The organism is Rhodococcus sp. IEGM 1372, from assembly GCF_030056835.1.
Lineage (GTDB): Bacteria > Actinomycetota > Actinomycetes > Mycobacteriales > Mycobacteriaceae > Rhodococcoides.
Genome location: NZ_JASHKS010000019.1, coordinates 21,515 through 45,435, shown reverse-complemented (window position 1 = coordinate 45,435; position 23,921 = coordinate 21,515). Strand labels below are relative to the sequence as shown.

The following is a 23,921-nucleotide window of genomic DNA, read 5'->3' as shown; positions in this document are numbered from 1 at the left end:
GTACCGATCATCGTTTCGGCTCGCCCGAAATCTCCTGATCCGGTCTCGCCCAGCCTGCGTAGCGCTCGACGGTCGCGTGCCCAACCGGTGTGGACGTCGGTGCTCCACACACAAAGGGAGACACCCACTACTGACGGCGGTCGGGGGCGACAGCAGTAGCGGGTGTCTCATTGGACATTCGCAGCACCTCGCAAGGCGGATGGGTACCGGATGAGAAATTCTTTCGAAGTTTTTCGTCGACCCGAGGCATAGCCTGTGACCATGCCTTTCACAGCAGCGAATCACTACGATTTCACCGGCGACGACATCACCGGGACCCTCGATGCCCATCGATCCGCCGGCGTCTGGGCGGCACAACTCGTTCTGAGCGGACAGACGCTCGAGTCCACCGATGTCACTCGATCCGACCTGGGTTTCGAGGTTCGCACCGTCGTCGAAAATCTGTCGGACGGCAACCGGACCCACCTGCTGGTCGTACTGCCACGCGTCACCATCGACTCCGACGACGGCCAACCGGCCACCTTCACCTCGTATGCGGTGCTGTACACGGTCCACGGTGGATCGACCGAGGTGCACGGTGCGGCCGAGTCCTACGACGTGCGGCTGCTCCGCGGAACCGCGTTGCACGTATGACCATCGAGATTCTCACCCCACGCGAGGTTCCCCTCGGCGGTCCTCGCGCCTTGAAGGTCCGGCGCACGCTCCCCCAGCGACAGCGTTCACTGATCGGCGCGTGGTGCTTCGCCGACCACTACGGCCCCGACGCCTCGTCGATGGACGTGCCGCCGCATCCGCACACCGGACTCCAGACCGTCAGCTGGCTGTTCTCCGGCGAGATCGAGCATCGCGACAGCGTCGGATCACATGCCATGGTGCGGCCCGGAGAGCTGAACCTGATGACGGCCGGCTACGGCATCAGTCACTCCGAGACCTCCACCCCGGAGACCGAAATTCTGCACGGCATGCAACTGTGGGTGGCACTTCCAGCCCGATCTCGTTTAACCGAGCCGGCTTTCGAGCATTACGTGCCGCGGACTCACACGAGCCAGGGGCTGACCGCACGGGTATTTCTCGGCTCACTGCTCGGCGAGACCTCGCCGGTGGCCACGTTCACCCCACTCCTCGGAGTCGAGATCGTGCTCGACGCCGGAGCCCGCGTCACCCTCGACGTCGACCCGACGTTCGAGCACGGCGTCATCGTCGATCAGGGCACCGTGACGCTGGACGAGACCGTCCTCGCCGCAGCCGATCTCGGCTACCGCGAACCGGGCGATTCGACGCTCGATCTGCACAATCCGACCCGAGAGCCGGTGCGGATGCTGCTGCTCGGTGGACCGCCGTTCGGGGAGCAGATCGTCATGTGGTGGAACTTCGTCGGCCGCAGCCACGAGGACGTCGTCGAGTATCGGGCCGCCTACGAGCGCGGCAGCGAGCAGTTCGGCACCGTCGAGGGCTATCCGGGATCTCGACTGCACGCACCTGCGCTACCCAACAGTCGGATGCAACCGCGCGGCTGAATTGTCCTGCTGTGCAGCACGAGCCGTGGGCAGTACCCGTTTGATGACGTCGGTGAGCGTGACGATGCCGAGGAACTGTCCGTCGGTCTCGACAACCGCGAGCTGGACGCTGCGGTTGCGCATCTGCCGCAGCAACTCGTACACCGGTGTCGATCCGTCGACCGAGTAGGCCTCCCGTGCGTAGTCGGCGGCGGGCTCCTCGGCGGCTGCCAGCAACGTGTCGCGCACGTGCACGACACCGGGCGTCGCGCCTGCGCTGTCGGTGAGCAGTACCCGCAGGTGACCGGACCGCAGCGCCGCTGCCTGCACGTCGGACACCGAGGCGTCGTGCGGAACCGACGTCGCCTTGGAATCGGGCACCGTGATCTTCTCGACGGTCAGCGTCTCGAGTTCGATCACCCGGGTGATCTGGGTTTGCAGTTCCGGTTCCAATACGCCGACCTGCGACGAGTACTCGACGAGGTTGCGGATGGTCTCGGCGTCGCGGCCGCCGACCGCAGCGTTCTCGACCGGCTCCACTCCCGACCGTTGGACGAGCGTGTTGGCGATCTTGTTGACCCACACCAGGAACAGCCGGAAGGGGCGGATGAACGCCCGAGACGGCAACCCGATGATGGTGGCAGCGAGTTCGGGGTGTGCGATGGCCCAGGATTTCGGGGCCATCTCACCGATCACCAGATGCAGGAACGTCACGAGCAACAGCGACAGCGCGAACGCGGCGGTTCCGGCCAACCATCCCGGAACCCCCCACGAGGTGAACACCGGGCCCAGCCAGGAATCGACGGCAGGCTTGGTGACGGCACCGAGGGCGAAGGTGCAGGCAGTGATGCCGAGCTGCGCGCCTGCCAGCATGATCGTCAACTCGTTCATTCCGCGCAGCGCGGCCCGCACCGATCGGCTCGTGCCTGCCTTCTCCTCCAGTCGATGCCTACGGGCACCGAGCAGCGCGAACTCGATGACGACGAAGAACGCACTCAGCGCGATGAGCAGTACCGTCACCGCGACGACGACCCACGCGTTCATCGGTCTGCGTCCTCGTCCGACTCCGACGACGCCTCGCTGCCGTCCGGCGAGTTCTCGTGCAGTCTGATTCTCAGCTCACTCGGCACGTGCCGGTCCACCTCGAGCACCTCGACTTCCAGGGACGGACGCGGCGGTTCGTCTTCCATCAGATCGGCTCCGAACACCGCGAGATCGATACGAACGGTGTCTCCGACCTCGGGCAGATTCCCGCCCTCCGCGATGAGCAGGCCGGCGAGCGTCTCGTAATCGCCTCGCGGCAACAGCATGTCGCGACCGATGGTGCGTTCGACCTCGTCGACGTGGACGTCGCCGTCCATGAGCCACACTCCGTCTTCCTGATCGTGCACGCCTGCGATGTCCTCGTCGTCGTGCTCGTCGGTGATCTCGCCGACCAATTCCTCGGCGAGATCCTCGATGGTGAGCACCCCGGCGAATCCGCCGTACTCGTCGATGACGCACGCCAGTTCGTTCTTGGTGCTGGACAACAACTCCAGGGCATCCTCGAGTGGCATGAGCTCCGGCACGATCAGCGGTGCCCGCATGATCTCGGTGACCGGCCGCGTGTCGTCGGGCGCAGCGGCCATCACCTCGGCCAGCTGCACCACACCGATCGGCTCCTCACGGTCGCCGATCACCGGATACCGGGTGTGCGCACGCACCATCCGCGCCCGCATCTCACCGATGGCAGTGGTGGGCGTGACCGCATCCACCCGAGTACGGGGAATCATCGCGTGTGCGACATCGCGCTCGGGAAAGTCCAGGATGCGATCGAGCAGCAACGAGAGGTCCTCGGTCAGATCCCCGCTCGCACGGGAGTCTTCGATGATGCTCTCCAGATCCTTCGCGGTGGCGCTGCTGTCCACGTCGTGCACCGGCTCGACTCGCAGCAGACGCAACATCGCGTTGGAGGATTTGTCGAAGAAGGTGATCAGCCAACCGAAGGCGGCCAGGTAGATGAGCGTCGAGCGGGCAAGGCGTCGGGACAGCGGATCGGGACTGGCGATGGCGAGATTCTTCGGATACAGCTCGCCGAAGATCATCTGCACGACGGTCGCGAGCGCGAGAGCGCCAACCGTGCCGATGGAAATGCCCACCGCGATGGGCACTCCGGCACTGCTGAGCAGCTCGCCCAGCGATTCTCCGATGAACGGCTCGGCCACGTATCCGACCATCAGACCGGTGACGGTGATGCCCAGCTGCGCGCCCGACAGCATGAACGACGTGCGCTTGGTGACCTTCAGTGCCCGCTCGGCCGAAGCGTCGCCCTTCTCGGCACCGGTACGCAGCGTCGCCCGGTCGACGGACATGTAAGCGAACTCCTGGGCGACGAAGTACCCGTTGGCCGCGATGATCGCCGCGGTGAGCACGAAGCCGAGGAGCAAGGAAAGTAGCGCGGTGATCACCATGCGATCACGCGAGAACGAACGGCCGGAGCAGCGGCCACGGGTGGCCGAAAGAAATCTGGTGAGTGCACAGTGCGCTCGACGCCTCCGGTGTCAGAGAATCCGATTCGAGTGGAATGTCCAGATTCTACCGGCTGCCGTTGTCCAATTCTCACGTCCGGGCGGGATGCCCGATCAGAACAGTGTCGGGACCGCGTCGTCGGACGTGGACCGTGTCACCGGTGCCTGAGAGGCAGGGGCAGCAGCTACCGGAGCCGGTGTTGTCGCTACCGGTGCCGGCGTACCGGCGGCGGCCACGGCGCGCGCGGCCTCACCGGCCAAGGCGTCGGCCGCTTCGTTGAAGTGATTGCCGACGTGCCCGCGGACCCACCGGAACCGGACCGGACCCTCACGTTCGGTGATGGCTCGCTCGATGCTCTGCACCAGCTCCAGGTTGCGCACCGGAGTACCGCCCGCTGTTTTCCAGCCCTTGCGCTTCCAGCCCGCGAGCCATTCCGACGCGCACTTGATCGCGTACTGCGAGTCGGATTCGATCAACAGCGGCTCGGGGCCCGGGTGCGCCAGAACCGCCTCCAGCAGGGCCCTGAGCTCGGCAACCTGGTTGGTGCCCGAGGGCTCACCGCCGGAGTTGCTCGGCCCCGTGTGGTTGACCCACGCCCACCCGATTGCTCCGCCGGGGTTACGCAGACACGAGCCGTCCGTACTCACGATGATCACGGTCTCAGACCCTACTTCGGGGCACCGACAAACTCCGGGTGACTCGCGCACGAACACCGAGGTACTTGGCACTCGACTGCGCGGCAGTGCGAATTCGATTCCGGCGCACTGCCAACCGGGTCAGGCGTAGTGGGACTCCCTGGCCTTCCTGCCGTCGAGGGTGAGCAGCACGAACGCCACCACCGCGAGCGATGCGACGAGCGCGGAGAACACCAGCCCCGCAGTCACCAATCCCCATTCGTTCGCCGCAGCCCCGGCCCCGATGACCGGCAACGAGATGGCGACGTACAGCACCACGAAGAACGTCGAGGTCACTTCTGCTCGACGTTCCGGCGGAAGCCCAGCGGCGACGGCCGCCATACCGTTGCTGAACGTCACGCCCTGCCCGACGCCGCACAGCAGCGCCGCGATCACCAGGACCGGCAGCGACGTCAGTAACAGCGACAGCGCCAGGACCACCAGCCCGATCGTCAGAACGAGGCAACCCCAGCGCTGCGCAGACGTCGGATCGGCCCGGCCCAGCAGGATCTGCGCGGACGCGGATGCCGCGAAAACCGCGAACACCACGACGCCGGTGACGGCATGGTTGTCGATCTGCAGCACCCCCGCGATGAATCCCGGTGATACCGCGGTGAACAGGCCGAGCACCGCGAAGCCGGCGAAACCACCGATCGACGCGCGCAGGAAAGTGCCACGGACGTCCGCCGGAACCGACAGTCGTTGCATCTGCGGGCGCGCCCCCGCTGCGACCCGAACGGTTTCGGGAGCGAGAAACACCGCCAGAGCGGCCACGGCGAGCAGGCCGATGTCGATGAAGAAGGTCAGGCGTAGCGGTTGCGGAAGGTATTCGGCCAGCAACCCGGCCACCAGCGGACCCAGGCCGAGGCCGCCGATATTGGCCGCCGTGGCGATCGCCGGGGCACGGTCCCGCCACTTGTCCGGCACCAGTTCGATCAGGGTCACCGTCGCGGTTCCGACGAAAATTCCAGCCGACAATCCGGACAGCACCCGCCCGATCACCAGCGCCGTGAGCGAGCCCGCGGTCACGAACACCACGGCACTGATCAGACCGAACCCGATGCCCGCCAACAGCATCGGACGACGACCGAGCGAATCCGACCACCGCCCGAAAGCCAGCAGGGCTGCGAGTACACCGACCGCGTACGCCGCGAACACCAGCGTGACGACGAATACGGAGAACCCGAACTCGACCTCGTACAACGCGTAGAGCGGGGTCGGCATGGTCGTACCCATCATCGCCACGACGAACGCGTACGCGACTCCGACGAACGATGCGGCACTCGATCGAGCCACGAAAAATCCTCCTGACACTGTAGACCTGGCCAGAGGCGGCGAGAGAGTCCGTGCGGCACTCCTGCGCTCCGCGAGGCACTATGTATCTTGCCGTCGACGTTGCAACAGTGTCGACCGACGCCCTGACGGGGACCCACTCGGTCCGCATGGCCACGACCGTTCGGAGGTGACGAACCGATGCCCGATGACGCCGGTACCGACGGGATCGCGCGCCTTGTCACGTCCGAGCAGCGCATCGACGTCCGGATGTCGGTGTCGCCGTTGCGCCGTGGCGGCGGTGATCCCACCTACGAGTCGACGCCGGACGGCGGGATCTGGCGCACGTCGAGGATGAGCTCGGGCCCGGTGACCTACCGCCTGACACAGGTGTCGCCGACGAGCGCGCAGGTTCGAGCCTGGGGCCCCGGCGCACCCGAACTGTTGGACGCGGCGCCCGCTCTGCTGGGGCTGGACGACGACGCCGGCACCTTCGCACCGGAGCACCCGATTCTCCGGGAAGCCCATCGGCAGCTACCGCACCTGCGTTTGGGCCGAACCGGACTGGTACTCGAGGCCCTGATTCCCGCGATCATCGAACAACGCGTACACGGAATTTCGGCATTCGGATCGTGGCGGTACCTGGTGAGCAAGTTCGGCGAGAAGGCACCGGGTCCGACGCCGAAGCCGATGTTCGTCTTCCCGACACCCGACGTGTGGCGCCGCATTCCGTCGTGGGACTACCACCGAGCCAACGTCGATCCGGCCCGGTCCAAGACCATCGTCCGCGCTGCCTGCGCGGCCGGACGCCTGGAGGAGGCGTCGGGAATGACGCCCGAGGACGCTGCGCGCAGGCTGCGAGCCATCCCGGGCGTCGGTGTCTGGACGGCGGCCGAGACCGCGCAACGCGCCCTCGGGGATCCCGACGCATTGTCGGTGGGCGACTACCACCTGGCGTCGGTGGTGGGCTGGTCTCTGCTGGGTAGACCGATCGACGACGCGGAGATGGTCGAGTATCTGCAGCCTCTGGCCCCGCATCGACATCGCGCGATTCGGCTGCTGTACCTGAGCGGCAAGGCCACCAAGCCCAAGTTCGGTCCGCGAACCGCTCTGGTGGACCACACCTGGCATTGAGCCCCGGACTGCTCGTACAGTCGAGTTGTACGCCAACGTAAGGGGTTTGTCCGTGGTTGCCATCGGCCGTTCCGATCTCGACATCTTTCCGCTCGCCCTCGGCGGGAACACCTTCGGCTGGACCAGCGACGAGGCTGCGTCCTTCGAGATTCTCGATGCGTTCACCGCGGGCGGAGGCAACTTCGTCGACACCGCGGATTCGTACTCGGCATTCGCCGACGGCAACTCCGGCGGGGAATCCGAAACCATCATCGGCAACTGGACCAGAGCCCGCGGAAACCGGGACGACGTCGTCATCGCCACCAAGGTAAGCCAGCATCCCGAGTTCCGCGGGTTGGCTCCGGAAAACATCCAAGCTGCCGCCGACGCGTCGCTGAGCCGGTTGCAGACCGACCACATCGACGTCTACTACGCGCACTACGACGACGAGAAGACCCCACTCGTGGAGTCCCTCGCCGCGTTCGACGGGTTGGTCGAAGCAGGCAAGGTCCGGCACGTCGCCATCTCGAACTACTCGCCTGCACGCGTTCGCGAGTGGCTGGAACTGACAAGGGAGAACGGTTTCGCTCCACCGATCGCACTGCAGCCGCACTACAACCTGGTTGCCCGCCGCGAATATGAGGGTGAACTGCAGCATCTGGCCGTCGAGAACGACCTCGGTGTGTTCCCGTACTTCTCCCTCGCCGCCGGGTTCCTGACGGGCAAGTACCGCACCCGCGAGGACTTGGCCGGCAAGCAGCGCGAACGTCTGACCACCGGGTACTTCTCCGATGCCGGTCTGGATGTGGTGCAGGGCCTGCGCGAGATCGCCGAATCCCGTTCGGCAGAGATCTCGAGCGTCGCGCTGGCCTGGCTGCTGGCCCGACCGGGAGTCACCGCGCCGATCGCGAGTGCAAGCAAGGTATCTCAGCTACCGGCCCTGCTCGACGCGCCGGCGTTGGCTCTGACCAGCCAGGAAGTCGAGAAGCTGACCGTACTGTCCGACGCCGTGGCCTAGAACACGAAAGTTGTAGTCAGCAACGGGAACAGAACGAGTACCCCGGTTGCTGAACCTCGGGTGGCCCAAGCACCGAACACGTCAGCAACCGAGACAGCCGTAGCCGAAGCATCGGCAACGAAGACGTCCCCCGAGCCGACCTCCAAGGAACGCCTGCGGGTAATCCTGGTGCTCGGCGCGCTCATCGCGCTCGGCCCCTTGACCATCGACATGTATCTGCCGGCTCTTCCGGCGATCGCCGACGACCTGAACACGTCCTCGTCCGCCGTGCAGCTCACCCTCGCAGGCACCCTGGTCGGTCTTGCCCTCGGTCAGCTGATCATCGGCCCGCTGTCGGACATCGTCGGTCGACGGCTGCCCCTCATCGTCGGCACCGGAGTGCACATCCTGGCCTCCGTGGCGTGCATCGTGGCTCCCAACATCGCTGTTCTCGGCGGCCTTCGCGTCGTACAGGGTCTGGGTGCTGCGGCCGCAGCCGTGGTCGCGATGGCCATCGTGCGCGACCTGTTCAGTGGCCGTGCCGCCGCGACCGTCCTGTCCCGCCTGATGCTGGTCATGGGCGTCGCTCCCGTGCTGGCTCCGTCGCTGGGCGGTGCCGTGCTGCTGGTCGGATCATGGCGTCTCGTGTTCGCGGCGCTGGCGATCATGGGTGTTGCTCTGATGACTCTTGCCATCGTCTCGCTCCGCGAGACGCTGCCACCCGAGCGTCGCCGCGCCAGCGGCGTCATGCCGGTAATGCGCACCTACCGTTCACTGCTGCGGGACGCCCAGTTCGTCGTTCTCGTCCTCGTCGCCGCACTGGCGATGGCCTCGCTGTTCGCCTACATCGCCGGGTCGTCGTTCGTCCTGCAGGAGGAGTTCGGCCTCGACGAGCAGCAGTTCGCCATCGTCTTCGCCGCCGGTGCCATCTCCCTCATCGGCGCTTCCCAGCTCAACGTCCTTCTGCTCGGACGCTTCGCACCGGTGCAAATCGTGCTGACAGCGCTGTCCTTCGCCGTGTTCGCGGGTGCCGTCATGACGGTCCTCGCGATCACCGGGGTCGGCGGCATGGCCGGCTTCGTCGTCCCACTGTGGTTCGTGCTCGGGGCCGTCGGATTCGTGATGCCCAACGCGCCCGCGCTCGCTCTGTCCAGGCACGGTGAGGCCGCAGGCGGTGCCGCTGCCCTCCTCGGAGCAGCTCAGTTCGGACTCGGTGCCATCGTCGCGCCGATCGTCGGCGTGCTCGGAAACGACGCGATCGCCGTGGCCACCACGATGGTCGCCACCTCTGCTGCAGCGCTGATCGCGCTGGGCGTCATCACCGCGCGCTCGTCTTCCCACCGATGAGCACGGTGGTGCGGGCCACCACACACTAGGGTTTCCGCCATGGCCGAACGCGAACGTGATGCGCACGGTAAACCCCTCAATGCCAGGCCTCGTGACGGTCTTGGGCGTCCCATGGCCCGCGGTGGAAACGGAACCCCACGGGTGCCGGACGACCTTCGGCTTCCGCCCACCGCCGCTCTCGTCGAAGCGCAGAAATTCCTGGACGCGAACATGCCGTTCCATGCGCACGAGGTACTGGAAGGCACCTGGAAGAGCTGCCCGTCCGACGAGCGTCCGTTGTGGCAGGGCCTCGCCCAACTCGCCGTCGGGTTGACCCATCTGATGCGCGGCAATCGCGTCGGCGCCGCCTCGCTGCTTCGGCAGGGACACGAACGGCTCGTCGGCTTCGAGTGCAGCCCACCGCATCACCTCGACGTCACCGGGCTGCTGACCTGGTCGGAGGGTCTGCTCGGCGAGCTCGAGACCGGAAGGTTGCCGGTCGCTCCCGGCATTCCGGCGCTGCGCGCCACCGACTGAACCGATCCCGACAGGGGGCGTCCTGGACGTCCGATCACGGCTCGAGCTAGCCTGGCGAGGGTTAGGTAAGGCTAGGACAATCTGAACCGAAAGTGGGGTTCGTCGCCGTGACCGTGTTCGCACCGCTCAGACTCGTGCACCGCGAGACGATCAGTCCGGCTCAGCTCGGACGCACTCTCTGCACCGAGGTAGCCGAACAGGTTCCGTACTGGGTGGCCGTCCTGACTCCGGCGGAGCGTCCGTTGCTCACCGAACACACCGCAGTCCTCGAGCAGACGTCGATGACGTTCACTCTGCCCGACGGCCGACACCGCCGCAGCATTCTGCTGCTCGCCGCTCTGGGCTCGGCCGTGTCCACGTGGCAGAGAAACAACCGTCGCGGCTCCTCGGCCGGCGTGCTGGTGGACCTCGACCTCGAGAGCACTGGCGCAGTTCACCCGGTCCGGCTGCCCACGCTTCCCGTCGACGCTCTCGTCGTCCCTTCGCACCGCGAGCACCTCGTCGACGAGGTCTCGAGGCGACTGGGCTCGGTGCCGAACGGCGGCTGCGACTACGCGCTGGCTCGCAACTATCCCGCGCTGGCCTCACGCGCGGGAGCACAGATCATCGTGCACGAGGATGCACTGGCAGAGCCCAGCCGAGAGCACGCCATCGACATCGGGATCACCGTGACGAGTGCGGGTACCGCACTCGCGCGCATCACCTGGGCTGCGAATCTGCCGGGCATCGACGAACTGATCCGGCTGTGGGCGTCGGCCGTGAACGACCTCGCCCTCAGCACTACAGGCTCTTCAGCAGCCTGACGTCGTCTTCGATACCTTCGGGCGGGGTCTCCAGGATCACCGGCGCGTCGGCCGCCAGGGCGACTGCGGTCAGGATCTCCGCGTCGATCGTTCCGGTGCCGAGATTGGCGTGCCGGTCCCTGGCCGAGTCGAACTCGTCGCGTGAGTTGTTCAGGTGCACCAGATCGATGCGTCCGGTGATGGCCTTGATTCGGTCGACGACGTCGACGAGATCCTCTCCGCCGGCCCAGGCATGGCAGGTGTCCAGGCAGAAGCCGGCACCGAACTCGCCGATGGCATCCCACAGGCGGGCGATGTCGTCGAAGTGGCGTGCCATCGCGGAGTCTCCGCCCGCGGTGTTCTCGACGAAGATCGGTACCCCGAAGCCGCCCTGCTCCGCTTGGCGCTCGAACAGCTTGCGCCAGTTGTCGATTCCCTTGGCGGTGTCCTCACCCTCACGGACGTGGCCGCCGTGGACGACCAGCCCGATGGCCCCGATTTCGGCCGCAGCAGCAGCCTGCTCGACGACGGCCTTGCGCGACGGAATGCGGATCCGATTGTTCAAGCTCGCCACATTGAGGACGTAGGACGAGTGCACCACCACGTCGACCGAGCCGTTCAGCAACGCCTCGCCCTGCGGGTGTGGTTCGAGCTTGTTCCACTTCTGCGGATCGGTGAGGAACATCTGAACGAGGTCGACGCCGAGCGCCTCGGCCGTTCCGAGAGGGTCGCTGCTGTCGCGGACGTGGGCTCCGATGCGCATGACGCCCATCATAGGGGTGGTGTTCAGGGTCTCCCCTGATAGCGACGGGCGCGGAACGCTGGAACACTGGCACCCATGAGCGACATTGCCGCACGTGCGGTCGACGTATCGAAGGTCTACGGATCAGGGGACACCCAGGTCCACGCACTGTCCGGGGTGAGCGTCGAATTCGCTCGCGGAGAATTCACCGCCATCATGGGCCCCTCGGGTTCGGGCAAGTCCACGCTCATGCACTGCCTGGCCGGCTTGGACAACGCATCCTCGGGAACGGTGACCATCGGCGACACCGAGCTGACGGCGCTCTCCGACAAGGAGATGACCGGATTGCGAAGGGACCGAATCGGATTCGTGTTCCAGGCCTTCAACCTGGTGCCGACGCTCACCGCACTGGAGAACATCACCCTGCCCCTCGACATCGCCGGTCGCACGCCGGACAAAGAATGGCTCGACACCGTGGTCGACCGACTCGGCCTGCGCGACCGCCTCGATCACCGCCCCAGCGAACTCTCGGGCGGACAGCAGCAGCGAGTGGCGTGCGCCCGCGCTCTGGCAGGCCGACCCGACATCGTGTTCGGCGACGAGCCCACCGGTAACCTGGACTCCCGCTCGTCCGGCGAGGTGCTGTCGATTCTGCGCACTGCCGCAGACGAATTCGATCAGACCGTCGTCATCGTCACGCACGATCCACGCGCGGCCAGTTACGCCGACCGCGTCGTGTTCCTCGCCGACGGCGCAGTTATCGATCAGCTGAACTCGCCCACCGCCGACGCCGTACTCGAGCGGATGAAGAAGCTCGAGACGGTCCGATAATGGCGCACTCCATCTCCAAGAAATCCGTCTCCGACAAACCTCCTCGACACAAGCCGTCGGGCAATCCCATGCGCAAGGTGTCACTGAGAAACCTTGCCGCACACAAAGTCCGACTGGCCCTGACGGTACTGTCGGTCGTGCTCGGCACGGCATTCGTCGCGGGCTCGTTCGTGTTCACCGACACCCTTCAGCGCACTTTCTCCTCACTGTTCGCCGATACCGCGCAGGGCGCGGATGTTCGAGTGAGCCCCGAGGACGCACGCTCGTCCGGCGTGCCGAACGAGGACATCGCGGCGATCTCGGCGTTGCCGAACGTGCGCGCCGTATCGCCGTACGTCGGCGGACAGTTGGTACTGCTGGGGTCCGACGGTGCCGCCGTACAGTCCGGTGGCGCACCGACCATCGGCGAGTCGTATCTCCCCGACGACCAACGACTCGGTGATCCGACCACCTTCGTCGACGGTTCGGCTCCCACAGCCCCCGGCCAGGTCGCGATCAACGCCGGTGGTGCCGAGCGCGCCGGACTCGAGGTGGGCGACGCCACCCAGGTACTCGTGCCGTCCAAGGGCATCACCGACATCACGATCACCGGAATCTATTCGACAGCAACAGAATCCGGTGGCTACATCGGAATCCAGTTCGTGCAGAGCCAGGCGAACGAGCTGTTCACCGACGGTGCCCACGTGCAGTACATCGACGTCGCAGGCACCGATCTCGCCGCGCAAGGGCTGACTCAGAGCGATCTCCGCGACGAGATCGCCGCGGCGTTCCCCGACCTGAAGGTCCAGACCGCCGCGGACGTACAGGCCGAGACTCAGGCCGAGGTCGAGTCGGCACTGTCGTTCATCAACTACTTCCTGCTGGCCTTCGGTGGGATCGCCCTGCTGGTCGGCACCTTCATCATCTACAACACGTTCTCGATGATCGTCGCTCAGCGCGTCCGCGAATTGGCACTGCTGCGCGCCGTCGGAGCCAGCCGCGGGCAGGTCAGCCGCTCGGTCGTTCTCGAAGCTCTCGTTGTCGGCATCATCGGCAGCATCCTCGGCTTCGTCGGCGGGGTAGGGCTGGCCTACGGGCTACGGGCACTGCTCAACGCCTTCGATCTGGGTCTGCCGTCGGGACCGTTGGCACTCGAGCCGCGCACCGTTGTCGTCGCGTTCGCCGTCGGCATCGTCGTCACCGTGCTGAGCGCGTACGCGCCGGCCCGGCGGGCAGCCAAGATTCCACCGGTCGCCGCGATGCGCGAGGAATTCGCCTCTGCGGGTGACACCCTGCGTACCCGAACGTTCGTGGGCGTCGGCCTCGGAATCGCGGGCGCGGCCGCGTTGATCATCGGCGCGCAGTCGACCGGCGGGGCGGCCGCTGCCACGGTCGGCGCGGGAGCCGTCGCGCTGATCGTCGCCACCGCACTGGCCGCGCCGTCGCTGTCACGGCCGGTCGTCGGCGCACTCGGGGCCGTCATCACCCGTCCGTTCGGAGCGATCGGACGCCTGGCCAGGACCAATTCGGTTCGCAACCCCAGACGCACCGCGGCCACCGCCTTCGCCCTCATGCTCGGACTCATGCTCGTCACCGTCATCGGCGTGCTCGGATCCACCGCCAAGGCCAGCGTCGACTCACTCGTCGACACCGGGGTCGAGGCGGACTACATCCTCTCCGGCCCGCAGTCGATCGGCGTTCCGACCGGTGCCACCACGGCCGCACAGCAGGTGACCGGCGTGGACCGTACTGCGGTGCTGCACCCGGTGTTCGTGACGATCGCAGGCCAGGAGGAGTTCGGCGCCGCGATCGACGGCTCCCCCGAGGGACTGCTCGAGCTGTCGATGGTCCAGGGCACGGCAGATCTGAACAGCAACGGGTTCTCGGTGTCGGAAACCGAAGCGGCGAGCCGCGGCTGGACCGTCGGAACCGAGGTCACCTTCGACACCGTCGACGGTGCGTCCGTCCCGGTGACGGTCACCGGGGTCTTCACCGACAATCCTCTGATCGGGAACTGGATCGTCTCGGGCGACATCTACCAGGAGGTGACGCCGTCGATCACCCGCTCGGACCTTCTGGTTCTCGTCAAGGCCGCACCCGGCAGCGACCTCGACACACTGCGCACCGACCTCGAAGCCGCGACCAAACCGTTCGTCGTCGTCCAGGTTCAAGACGTGGAGGAGTTCAAGGGCAGCCAGGGACAGCAGATCGACACGCTGCTCGCGGTGTTGTACGGCTTGCTGGCATTGGCCGTCGTCATCGCTGTGCTCGGCATCGTCAACACGCTGGCCTTGTCGGTGGTGGAGCGGCGTCGGGAGATCGGCATGCTGCGCGCGATAGGCATGCAGCGGCCGCAGGTCCGTCGCATCATCTATCTCGAGTCGCTGCTCATCGCGCTGTTCGGCGCGATCGTGGGCGTGGTCCTCGGAATCGCGTTCGGGTGGGGATTCGTGCAGACCCTGCGCGACGAGGGCCTGGGCACCATGACCGTGCCGTGGGGCCAGGTGGTGGCCATGCTGCTCGGATCGGCCGTTGTCGGTGTGTTGGCGGCACTGTGGCCTGCTGTGCGAGCCGCGCGTACGAAGCCGTTGGAGGCCATCGCGGACCTGTAGGGCCGAGCCCGAAACAGACCGGGCATTCCGCAACGTCACCCGATTGTTGTGGAATGTCCGGTTTTCCGCTTGCGCGAAAAGGTTCTGCACGTTTACCTTTGAGTCGGTAAAAAAGTCTTCGAGCCGGTTTGTAGGTTTCAAACCGACTCCGACATCACGGGTCGGGCTCGTGCAAGGAGAATCATGTCGATTCAGGACATCGATGCGCCGACCCGTCTTTCACTGGCCCCACTGTGCCGGCCGGAACGCCGCGACACCCTGATGGCCCGCTACCGCGAGGTGGCTCACGCGCTGCCCGACGCCGTCGCACTCGACGTCGACGGCTCGTCCCTGACCTTCGACGAGCTCCTCCATCGCGCCTACTCTCTGGCTCGTAAGATCGCCACGCTCTTTCCTGCCGATTCTCGGCCGCTCGCCGTGGACACCGACGCGACGACGGACTCGATCGTGCTGATGCTGGCCGTCGTCGCTGCAGGCCATCCCCTGGTGCCGCTCGACCCCATGCTTCCCGCCGAGCGCCGCGCCACGATCATCGACCAAGCAGGTGCGACGGCGATCGACTCCACCACCGTCGCCGCCGCCATGGACTCGTGTGTGCCGCTGCCGACGCTGTTGGGCGACCACACCGCGGTGATCAACTACACCTCGGGATCCACCGGCACCGCCAAGGGCGTGATCCTCAGCCACCGCATGTGTCTGACCAAGGCATACGAAGTCGCCAACGCGTTGGCGCTGGGCCCACACGACCGCGTCGGAAACTCGCTTCCGGTCAGCTTCGGGGCCGGCTTGAACACGTTGTTCGCGGGGTTGCTCAGCGGTGCCGCCGTGCACTGCCGCGACCCGAGGGCAGGTGTCCCCAGCAGCACCGTCGAGTGGACAGCCGCGCATTCCCTGACCACGCTGCACTGCTCGTCGTCGCTGCTGCGCGCAGTCTCCGCCGCCGATCACGGACCCACCGGTCGGGCCGTACCCACGCTGCGGGTGGTCATCACATACGGGGAATCCCTGCACGCCGACGATGCCGACGGTTTTCGGCGGCGATTCGACAGCCGCGCCACGGTGGTCAACTGGTACGCGACCACCGAGGCCGGGGCCGTCGCCTACAGCGAATACCCGCTCGAACGAGCGCTGCCGTCGGGCTTTCTCCCTGCGGGCAGACCCATCGCAGGCAAGCTGGTCGAAGTCGTCACCTCCGACGGTTCGTCGTGTGCACCGGACGTGATCGGCGAGATACGGGTGACGTCGAACTGTTTGGCCGACGGCTACCTCGGCGGTGCCGGTCGGGATTCCCAGCGATTCGCCGCGCTCGGCGACGGTCTGTTCCGGTACCGCACCGGCGATCTGGGACGACTCGACGAACACGGGACGCTGCACCTGGCCGGCCGCATCGACGACGCCGTCAAGGTGCGCGGATACCTGGTGGAGCCGGCCGAGGTCGAGGCAGCACTGCGCGCCATGCCGGAGATCGGCGACGCAGCGGTGATCGGCAGGACTTCCGGCACCGATACCGACCTGGTCGCCTACGTGTGCTCGGCGCGTTCCGGTCGTCGACCCTCCGTGGGCGAGATCAGAGCGTCGCTGCGCCGGACGCTGCCGGAGTGGATGGTGCCCACCCACATCGTCGCGCTCGACGCGATGCCGCGCAACGAACGCGGCAAGCTCGACCGCGGCGCACTGCCCGAGCCGGCCGATCGACGCGTCGAGCGCACCGCGGTCGGCCCGACCGAGTACATCGTGGCCGAGGCTGCGCGCACCGCGATCGGGCTGGACACCATCGGACGAGACGAGGATTTCCTGGCGCTGGGCGGAAACTCGCTGACCACCACGGCCATGCTGGCCCAACTCCGCGAGAACCTGAAGATCGATCTGACACCGGAGGACGTGTTCGCGGCGACCACTGTTCGAGAGTTGGCCGTGACAGTCGACGCCCGCCTCGAAGACGCGGCAACGGCGCGTCGACGCACTGCTGGCGAACACGATGTGCTCGTGCCGCTGCGCACAGAGGGAAGCAAGGCACCGATCTTCCTGATCGGCGGTGCAGGTGTCGGTGCGATGGCATTTCTGAATCTCGTCAAGCACATCGACGCCGACCGGCCGGTGTACGCCCTGCAGGCGCATGGCCGCGGCAAGCGCGGACGACCGGACCGGACCATCCGGCGAACTGCGAAACGCTACGTCGACGCCGTTCGCACGGTCCAGCCGGACGGCCCGTTCCACCTGGTCGGCCATTCGCTCGGCGGCTGGATAGCCATCGCGATGGCGGAGGAGATCCGAGACTCCGGCCTGGGGTCTCCCCACCTGCTGCTCCTCGACACGCGGCTGTTTCGGCACCTGCTGGACAGGTTGCCCGGCGGCACCGAGGTTCCGGCTGCCCCGCCGGCTCAGACGCGTGAAGAGGCGGGCTTCCACCTCGGCCGGATCGGCACCGCGGCCCTCTGGTTGCGTATGCAGTGCGCCGGATTGCTGCGGTACCCGACGACGATGGAGTGGTTGGTCTTCGCAAGTATCGGGTACGTGGCGTTGAACAAGCATGTGCCGACACCGTGGTCGGGTTCGATGACCGTGGTTCGCACAGCGGAGAACGTGAAAGATCTCCGGTCGTGGCAGACGGTCGGCCGTGGTGAGCTGACCTTCGTCGACATCTCCGGAGATCACGTCGACATGTTGCGTGAACCGATGGCCGAGCACTTGGCCGAGACGATCGCGAACACCTTCGACGAAGCGGGCGTCGCGCGCTGATCGACGGTCTGTCGTTGTGTGGGCTCAGCTTGTACGTTTGTGCCAACGGCTCACCGAGCCACGCGCCGATCCGGGCATCACACGACGAGGAGGTCGACCATGAGTTCATCGTACGAATTGCAGTCGGTAGAACTACACAAGGACGTCCTGCGATACGTGGACATGGGCGACGGCCCACCCGTGATTCTGGTGCACGGACTGCTCGGATCGCATCAGTCCTGGGGTCCGCAGCTCGAGCGTCTGTCCCAGAAGTATCGGGTCATCGCTCCGGACCTGTTCGGGCACGGAGACTCCGACAAGCCGTCCGGCGACTACTCGCTGAGTTCGCACTCGGCCACCATTCGCGATCTCATGGATCACCTGAATATCGACTCCGCCCCGATGGTCGGTCACTCGCTCGGCGGCGGCATCGTCATGCAGCTGACGTACCTCTTTCCCGAGCGCGTCGATCGCCTGGCGCTGGTCAGCAGCGGCGGCCTCGGACCCGAGGTCAGCCTGCTCCTCAAGGCTGCGACGCTGCCCGGCAGTGAACTGGTTCTGCCGCTGCTCGCATCGGACTGGTTCCGCAAGAACGCAGAGGGCGCGATGGCGCAATTGGGCAAATGGGGCCTGCCGGTCAAGCCAGGTCCCAGCATGGCCGAGACCTGGCGGTCGTTCCGGTCGGTCGCAGACCGCTCCACCCGCGGGGCCTTTCTGGCGTCGACGCGAGCCGTGGTGGGCCCGCGCGGGCAGACCGTGAGCGCGAAGCAACACTTCGAGAAGTTCGAGTCCATTCCGTCGCTGCTCGTCTGGGGCGGCAAGGACCGGATGATTCCCGCCAAGCACGCCGACAACATTCGACGTGAAGTTCCCAACAGTCGCGTCGAGATCTTTCCCGACGCCGGCCATTTTCCCCAGCTCGACGAGCCGGACTTCTTCTTCCGCTTGCTCGACGAGTTCCTCGGTGCCAACGAGTCCGACAAGAGCGCGCCTGCGGCCATCACCCCGGCGGCTGTTCCGTTGCAGCACCCGTGAGCGTGACCCCGATGTTCCCGCTCGGCAGCGTGCTGCTCCCCGGTGAACGCCTACCACTGCACATCTTCGAGCCGCGCTACCGAGCTCTGGTCCACGACTGCCTGAAGCAGGACGATCCGAGCTTCGGCGTGGTCCTCATCGCGCGTGGGCACGAGGCCGGTGGCGGCGACGTCCGGCACGACGTGGCCACGACCGCACACATCATCGGTCACGAGTCCATCGGCGACGGCCGCTATCTACTCGAATGCGTCGGCGGGGAACGGATCAGGATCGACGCCTGGCTGCCGGACGATCCGTACCCACTGGCCGACGTTCGAGCATGGCCGGACGAAGAGACCGATACGGTGATCGCCGACACCGAGTTCGACGCCACTTGGGCGCGGGTCGAGGATCTCTACGAGCTGATCGGTCGACTCGAATCGTCGGAAGTCGTTTCCACGCCCGGTGTTCCGGATTTCCTGGGCCTGCCGATCTCGGCCGCCGAGAAGATCTGGTCGCTGGCGGCACTGATTCCGATGGGTCAGTCCGATCGACTCGACATCCTGTCTGCACCGAACGCCAGAGCGCGCAAGACCGCACTCGACGACGCCATCGAGAACGTCACCGCGGTCGTGCAGTTCAGACTGCAACCCTGATACCGACGAAACAAGTCAGGCCCGACATCATCGATGTCGGGCCTGACTTGTGTAGTAGCGGGGACAGGATTTGAACCTGCGACCTCTGGGTTATGAGCCCAGCGAGCTACCGAGCTGCTCCACCCCGCGTCGGGTGTTCACCACGCTACATGCCATCTCGGCAGTCTCCCAATCGCCAGGTCAGCCACACGCTCTACCGTTCAGGTATGCCCAACGCGCCGTCTCCAGTCCTGACCTTTCCGCACGCCGCCGTCGCGCAGATCACGCTGAGCAACCCGCCGGTCAACGCGCTGACCCGTCCGGCGACGCGGCGACTGCGCGCCGTCCTTCTCGAGTTGGCCGACGACGCCGCGATTCGGGCGGTCGTTCTCACCGGCGACCGGGTGTTCAGCGCCGGCTCGGACATTTCCGAGATGCCCGAGATGCAGGACCGCGGTGACGTGCTCGCCCGCAAGAGCATTCTCGAGAACGCGACCCTCGAGATGCTCGACGATCTGCCGCTGCCGACGGTCGCGGCAATAGACGGATTCGCGTTGGGCGGCGGCCTCGAGCTGGCGCTGTGCTGCGACCTCGTCGTCGCCGACGCGGGGGCTCGACTCGGACTCCCGGAAATCGACCTCGGTGTGATCCCCAGCAGCGGCGGATCGATGCGCGCGCTGCGACGGGTGGGTCAGGCGCGTGCCGCCGAACTGGTGTTGCTCGGCGAGCCGATCTCGGCCGAGACTGCACTGGAGTGGGGTCTGATCAATCGGGTCGCTCCACGCGGGCAGTCGTTGTCAGTGGCACTGGGCTTGGCGCAGACGCTGGCGCACAAGTCCCGTTCTGCTGTTCGAGCGAACAAGCGTGCCCTCGCTCTCACGTTCGGCGAGTCCCCTGGCCTACCGGCGCAACGGGCATTGCCGGTGTTCGAGGAGGCGTTCGAGTCGGCGGACGGCAGAGAGGGCGTACGCGCCTTTCTCGCCAAGGAGTCACCCGAGTTCGGATAGGCGACGCTTGACCAGAATCGTTGCGCCGGTGACGATCTCCCATCCGATGATGGTGTAAACCGAGATGCGCTCGAAGGTTCCGCCGCCGAGGACTCCGGTGTCGGCGAGAAACAGGATCAGCCCCACCAGACCGGCCACTCCGGCAGTCGCACTGCCCACGGTGTACCAGCGCGGCGCGCCGACGCGGCCGCCGTACCGTCCTGCCGCCAGCAACACCACATTGCCGCCGACGATCGCCATGCCTGCACCCACCGCGTGGGGCGTCGATGCCCCGTCCACCGAGGCGTGGGCGAGCCCGACGACGATGCTGCCGACACCGTGCACAACGGAGGTGCCGGCCACGATCCACCGCGCCCGGCCCTCGAAGAGCACCGACAAGCCCAGCCCCGCCAGGACGAACAAGGTGCCGTCGACGACGAAACCGGTGTTCATCACCGCGTGCAGCGGCGAGATGTCGGGGATTCCGAGATCGCTGATGTTGTTGCGGGCGTAGCTGTACGGTCGGTCCGTCCAACCGAGTGCGGCGACGGCTTCGGCGGCCAGATAGGTCACCCCACCGACGAGGAAGGCCCCGGCGGCCAGGACGGTGGTTCTCTTCACAGCTGCACGTCCACTCCCGGAGCCCCGATACACCTGGCGTGTACCGATTGGTACAGTACCGGCTCATGAGCGATCGCCACGACGTGGTGCCGATACTCGCAGGGGTGTTCCGCGACCATGGGTTCGACGGTTCCTCCCTCGCGGTCATCAGCAAACAGACCGGCCTGGGGAAAGGAAGTCTCTACCACTACTTTCCGCGTGGAAAGCAGGAGATGGCCGAGGCCGTCCTCGACGACGTGGAGCAGTGGTTCCACCACAACGTGTTCGAGCCGTTGCGGCACGGCACCGATGCCGCGTCGACGACGCACGAGATGTTCGAGCAGACCGCGCGATACTTCCGGTCCAATCGTCTGGTGTGCCTGTTCGGCGCATTCACACTCGGTCTCGAACGTGCTGTGTTCTCGGGCCGCGTCGCAGCCCATTTCACCCACTGGATCGACGCGCTCACCCCGGTACTGAGCCGCCTGGGACACGGCGAATCGGCAGCCGAACTGGCCGAGGAGATCGTGGCCGGAATTCAGGGCGCACTGGTGCTCTCACGCGCCTCGGACGATGCGACGCGGTTCGATCGACTGTTGGCGCGCCTGGAAGCCTCGGCGGCGCGCGTGCCGGTGGGGGTGCACGTATGAATCCCAAGCCCGCACCCCAGCTGAAAACGTTCGGAATACGAGAACTGCTGCGACTCATCGTCATCGGCACGGTATTGGCGTACTTCCAAGTCGTCGCGGTCGGCCGCTGGGTGCTCGCTCCACGGCGCGGGTGGCCGCTGCACGCCTCGGAGGCCGTCGTCGACGCCTTCTTCGTTCTCGGCCCCACCTTCGTCAAGGTCGGGCAGCTGATGGGATCCTCGCCCGGGCTGTTCCCCAAGGTCCTCGCCGACACCTGCCTGCGCTGCCTCGACGAGGTGCCACCGTTTCCCGGGTCGCAGGCGCGAGCGGTGATCGAGGCCGATCTGGGCCGCGGAATCGACGACCTGTTCTCCTCGTTCGACGACGTGCCACTCTCGTCCGCCTCGGTCGCTCAGGTGCATCTGTGCGTGCGCCGTGACGACGGCCGTGAAGTGGTCATGAAGGTACAGCGGCGAGGCATCTATCACCGCATGAAGATCGACCTTCGTATCGCGTACCTCATCGCCCGCGGACTCGAGAAGTTCATTCCGTTCTTCGCCACGGCCAACGCGTCGGCGATCATCGTCGACCTGCACGCCGCCACCTTCGCCGAACTCGACAGCGCCGTGGAAGCCAAGCGACAGGCCAGCTTTCGCGCGGCCATCGGCACCTTCGGCGACAACGCCCACGTCACCGCGCCCGAGGTGTTCCTGGACTACTGCGGCGGGCGCGTCATCTGTATGGAGCGCATGCACGGCTCCCCACTCGACCGCTACGAGCCGGGAGAGCAGTCCGAGCTCATCGTCCGCCGCGCCGCCAAGGTCTGGATGGAAGCCCTTGTGCTGCACGGTCTCTTCCACGGCGACGTGCATGCGGGCAACGTGTGGGTGCTCGACGACGGCAGGGTGGCGTTCCTCGACTTCGGAGTCATGGGCGAGGTGGACGAGCAGTGGCGCGCACTGCTGCTGGATCTGTTTCACGCAACCGTGATCGACGGCGACTTCACCCGACTGGCCGGTACCGTCAAGCGGCTGGGAATCGTTGCCCCGCAGATGGGTTCGGACGCCGAGGTCGGGGCGATCCTACAGTCGGTGTTCGCTCCGATGCTCTCGGCAACCCTCGCGCACTTCAGCCTGGCGGACTTCATTCGAGCGCTGGTGAACATGGGCAAGCAGTACAAGACGTCGAGCCCGGAGGAATTGATCCTGGTGGCCAAGCAACTCGGCTACTTCGAGAGATACGCCATCGAACTGGCACCGAACTGGGCCCTGGGTACCGACCCGTTCGTGTTCAAGAACGTCTTTCCCGCCGAGATCGCGGCACTGGCCGAGGCGCGAGGCGTCGAACTGCCGGAGTGACCCGGCAGCTCGACCCAGCATCAGTGGGTGAAGTCCAGCACCACTTTGCCTGCCGCAGTACGGTTTTCCAGTGACGCGATGGCGGCAGCCGCATCGGCGGCCGGGAACACCGACGGCTCCGGCGCACCGAGAGAACCGTCGGCAAGGAGCGGTTCGATCTCGGCCCACTGAGTGGCGAGGTAGCCCGGCCGCGTCATCCACCACGCACCCCAGCCGACGCCGACGACGTCGACGTTGTTGAGCAGCAGTCGATTGACCTTGACCGTCGGGATCTCACCACCGGTGAAGCCCAGCACCAGGATTCGGCCAGAGGGCGCGAGCGAGCGAATGCTGTCGGTGAACCGGTCACCACCCACCGGATCCACGACGACGTCGACGCCGCGGCCGCCGGTCAGTTCCTTCACCGCGTCCTTCCAGCCGTCGACGAGAACGACGTCGGTGGCTCCGGCGGATCGTGCGATGTCGGCCTTGGTCTCCGAGCTCACCACAGCGATCACGCGAGATGCGCCGAGTACCGGAGCCATTCGCAGCGCGGAGGTTCCGATGCCCCCTGCTGCGCCGTGCACCAGAACTGTCTCGCCCGGTGCCAACCGGCCACGTTCCCGGAGCGCGAAGTGCACCGTCAGGTCGTTGAACAACAGCCCGGCGCCTGCGGAAAGCGACACCGACTCCGGTAGCGCGAACACCGTGTCCGGGGATACGACGGCAACCTCGGCCATACCGTCGCTCAGTCCCGTCAGGGCCGCTACTCGGTCACCGGCGGAGAAGCCGGACTCCAGCGGGGCCGACCGAACGATTCCGGCGATCTCGCTGCCGGGGACGAACGGCAACTCGGGCTTGTACTGGTAAAGCCCGCGAGTGAGCAACGCATCGGGAAAGGCGACGCCGGCGGCATGGACCTCGATGACCACCGACCCGTCGCGCGCAGCAGGCTCGTCGATGTCCACCACACTCACCGAGTCGGGTCCGTCGAGGCTGGAGATCTGTACCGCGCGCATGAGTTGTCCTCTCGGTCGGGATCGTTCCCTGCACGCCACCGTACAAAACTGCAGAACTTGCCGTCGCTACCGGCATCCACTCCTGCCTGCTGGGTCGTTCCGCAGGCTCCACTC

22 protein-coding genes and 1 tRNA gene are annotated in these 23,921 nt (G+C 66.3%); 15 read left to right on the top strand and 8 right to left on the bottom strand.

All coding sequences use genetic code 11. The annotated features are described in order from the left end of the window. The first annotated feature begins 261 nt into the window (after positions 1-261). Together QM590_RS16100 and QM590_RS16095 are read left to right on the top strand one after the other, a co-directional pair. The gene (locus QM590_RS16100) at positions 262-633 is read left to right on the top strand and encodes a hypothetical protein (protein ID WP_149406855.1); all 372 of its coding nucleotides are present in this window, start codon (positions 262-264) and stop codon (positions 631-633) included. After that, positions 630-1,517: a pirin family protein gene (locus tag QM590_RS16095; RefSeq protein ID WP_269595677.1), complete on the top strand. Its 888-nt coding sequence runs from the start codon at positions 630-632 to the stop codon at positions 1,515-1,517. The genes QM590_RS16100 and QM590_RS16095 overlap by 4 nt, the downstream gene beginning before the upstream one ends. Here the strand turns inward: QM590_RS16095 and QM590_RS16090 are convergent. The 4 genes from QM590_RS16090 to QM590_RS16075 form a co-directional block, all read right to left on the bottom strand. Next, positions 1,485-2,540, bottom strand: coding sequence for a hemolysin family protein (locus QM590_RS16090; protein WP_269595676.1), 1,056 nt, complete (start codon positions 2,538-2,540; stop codon positions 1,485-1,487). The genes QM590_RS16095 and QM590_RS16090 overlap by 33 nt on opposite strands. Then, complete coding sequence (locus QM590_RS16085; RefSeq protein ID WP_269595675.1) at positions 2,537-3,946, bottom strand: hemolysin family protein; 1,410 nt, start codon at positions 3,944-3,946, stop codon at positions 2,537-2,539. The genes QM590_RS16090 and QM590_RS16085 overlap by 4 nt, the downstream gene beginning before the upstream one ends. Before the next feature lie 171 nt (positions 3,947-4,117). Next, the gene (locus tag QM590_RS16080) at positions 4,118-4,660 is read right to left on the bottom strand and encodes a ribonuclease H family protein (protein WP_269595674.1); all 543 of its coding nucleotides are present in this window, start codon (positions 4,658-4,660) and stop codon (positions 4,118-4,120) included. 120 nt (positions 4,661-4,780) lie between these two features. Then, positions 4,781-5,974, bottom strand: a complete 1,194-nt coding sequence (locus QM590_RS16075) for an MFS transporter (RefSeq protein WP_269595673.1) — start codon at positions 5,972-5,974, stop codon at positions 4,781-4,783. A gap of 177 nt (positions 5,975-6,151) precedes the next feature. On the opposite strand from QM590_RS16075, the gene QM590_RS16070 reads away from it, so the two are divergent. From QM590_RS16070 to QM590_RS16050, 5 genes are all read left to right on the top strand, one after another. Continuing rightward, complete coding sequence (locus QM590_RS16070) at positions 6,152-7,084, top strand: DNA-3-methyladenine glycosylase family protein (protein WP_149406850.1); 933 nt, start codon at positions 6,152-6,154, stop codon at positions 7,082-7,084. Positions 7,085-7,136: 52 nt separating this feature from the next. After that, entirely contained in the window at positions 7,137-8,081 is a 945-nt protein-coding gene (locus QM590_RS16065) for an aldo/keto reductase (protein ID WP_269595672.1), read from the top strand. A gap of 60 nt (positions 8,082-8,141) precedes the next feature. After that, positions 8,142-9,407, top strand: a complete 1,266-nt coding sequence (locus QM590_RS16060) for a multidrug effflux MFS transporter (protein WP_411567363.1) — start codon at positions 8,142-8,144, stop codon at positions 9,405-9,407. Positions 9,408-9,446: 39 nt separating this feature from the next. Next, positions 9,447-9,923, top strand: coding sequence for a DUF309 domain-containing protein (locus tag QM590_RS16055; RefSeq protein ID WP_269595671.1), 477 nt, complete (start codon positions 9,447-9,449; stop codon positions 9,921-9,923). A 107-nt stretch (positions 9,924-10,030) separates the two neighbouring features. Continuing rightward, positions 10,031-10,726 carry a condensation domain-containing protein gene (locus tag QM590_RS16050; RefSeq protein WP_269595670.1) on the top strand — a complete coding sequence of 232 codons (696 nt, stop codon included), beginning with the start codon at positions 10,031-10,033 and terminating at the stop codon, positions 10,724-10,726. On the opposite strand, the gene QM590_RS16045 is transcribed toward QM590_RS16050, so the two are convergent. Then, positions 10,704-11,468, bottom strand: coding sequence for a deoxyribonuclease IV (locus tag QM590_RS16045; protein ID WP_068048648.1), 765 nt, complete (start codon positions 11,466-11,468; stop codon positions 10,704-10,706). The two genes, QM590_RS16050 and QM590_RS16045, sit on opposite strands and share 23 nt — an antisense overlap. A 75-nt stretch (positions 11,469-11,543) precedes the next feature. On the opposite strand from QM590_RS16045, the gene QM590_RS16040 reads away from it, so the two are divergent. From QM590_RS16040 to QM590_RS16020, 5 genes are all read left to right on the top strand, one after another. Then, entirely contained in the window at positions 11,544-12,278 is a 735-nt protein-coding gene (locus QM590_RS16040; protein ID WP_068048639.1) for an ABC transporter ATP-binding protein, read from the top strand. 68 nt (positions 12,279-12,346) lie between these two features. Further along, positions 12,347-14,869, top strand: a complete 2,523-nt coding sequence (locus QM590_RS16035) for an ABC transporter permease (protein WP_269595700.1) — start codon at positions 12,347-12,349, stop codon at positions 14,867-14,869. Between the two features lie 183 nt (positions 14,870-15,052). After that, on the top strand, positions 15,053-17,608 hold the full coding sequence (locus QM590_RS16030) for an alpha/beta fold hydrolase (RefSeq protein WP_269595669.1): 2,556 nt from the start codon (positions 15,053-15,055) through the stop codon (positions 17,606-17,608). Positions 17,609-17,707: 99 nt separating this feature from the next. Next, positions 17,708-18,622 (top strand): alpha/beta fold hydrolase, encoded by a 915-nt coding sequence (locus QM590_RS16025; RefSeq protein WP_269595668.1) that lies wholly within the window; start codon positions 17,708-17,710, stop codon positions 18,620-18,622. Then, positions 18,619-19,257 (top strand): LON peptidase substrate-binding domain-containing protein, encoded by a 639-nt coding sequence (locus tag QM590_RS16020; RefSeq protein ID WP_269595667.1) that lies wholly within the window; start codon positions 18,619-18,621, stop codon positions 19,255-19,257. The genes QM590_RS16025 and QM590_RS16020 overlap by 4 nt, the downstream gene beginning before the upstream one ends. A 55-nt stretch (positions 19,258-19,312) precedes the next feature. On the opposite strand, the gene QM590_RS16015 is transcribed toward QM590_RS16020, so the two are convergent. After that, positions 19,313-19,386: transfer RNA gene (locus tag QM590_RS16015), tRNA-Met, on the bottom strand. A gap of 77 nt (positions 19,387-19,463) precedes the next feature. Here QM590_RS16015 and QM590_RS16010 point away from each other — a divergent pair. Further along, a complete protein-coding gene (locus tag QM590_RS16010; protein WP_269595666.1) occupies positions 19,464-20,243 on the top strand; it encodes an enoyl-CoA hydratase/isomerase family protein in 780 nt (259 codons plus the stop codon). Here QM590_RS16010 and QM590_RS16005 read toward each other — a convergent pair. After that, the gene (locus QM590_RS16005) at positions 20,226-20,843 is read right to left on the bottom strand and encodes a DUF998 domain-containing protein (protein ID WP_269595665.1); all 618 of its coding nucleotides are present in this window, start codon (positions 20,841-20,843) and stop codon (positions 20,226-20,228) included. The genes QM590_RS16010 and QM590_RS16005 overlap by 18 nt on opposite strands. A 65-nt stretch (positions 20,844-20,908) precedes the next feature. Here QM590_RS16005 and QM590_RS16000 point away from each other — a divergent pair, with 65 nt between their 5' ends. Further along, positions 20,909-21,472 (top strand): TetR/AcrR family transcriptional regulator, encoded by a 564-nt coding sequence (locus QM590_RS16000; protein WP_188078731.1) that lies wholly within the window; start codon positions 20,909-20,911, stop codon positions 21,470-21,472. Next, positions 21,469-22,809: an ABC1 kinase family protein gene (locus QM590_RS15995; RefSeq protein WP_269595664.1), complete on the top strand. Its 1,341-nt coding sequence runs from the start codon at positions 21,469-21,471 to the stop codon at positions 22,807-22,809. Before QM590_RS16000 ends, QM590_RS15995 begins: the two co-directional genes overlap by 4 nt. A gap of 20 nt (positions 22,810-22,829) precedes the next feature. Here the strand turns inward: QM590_RS15995 and QM590_RS15990 are convergent, their stop codons facing one another. Then, on the bottom strand, positions 22,830-23,807 hold the full coding sequence (locus tag QM590_RS15990) for an NADPH:quinone oxidoreductase family protein (protein ID WP_269595663.1): 978 nt from the start codon (positions 23,805-23,807) through the stop codon (positions 22,830-22,832). Positions 23,808-23,921: the final 114 nt, after the last annotated feature.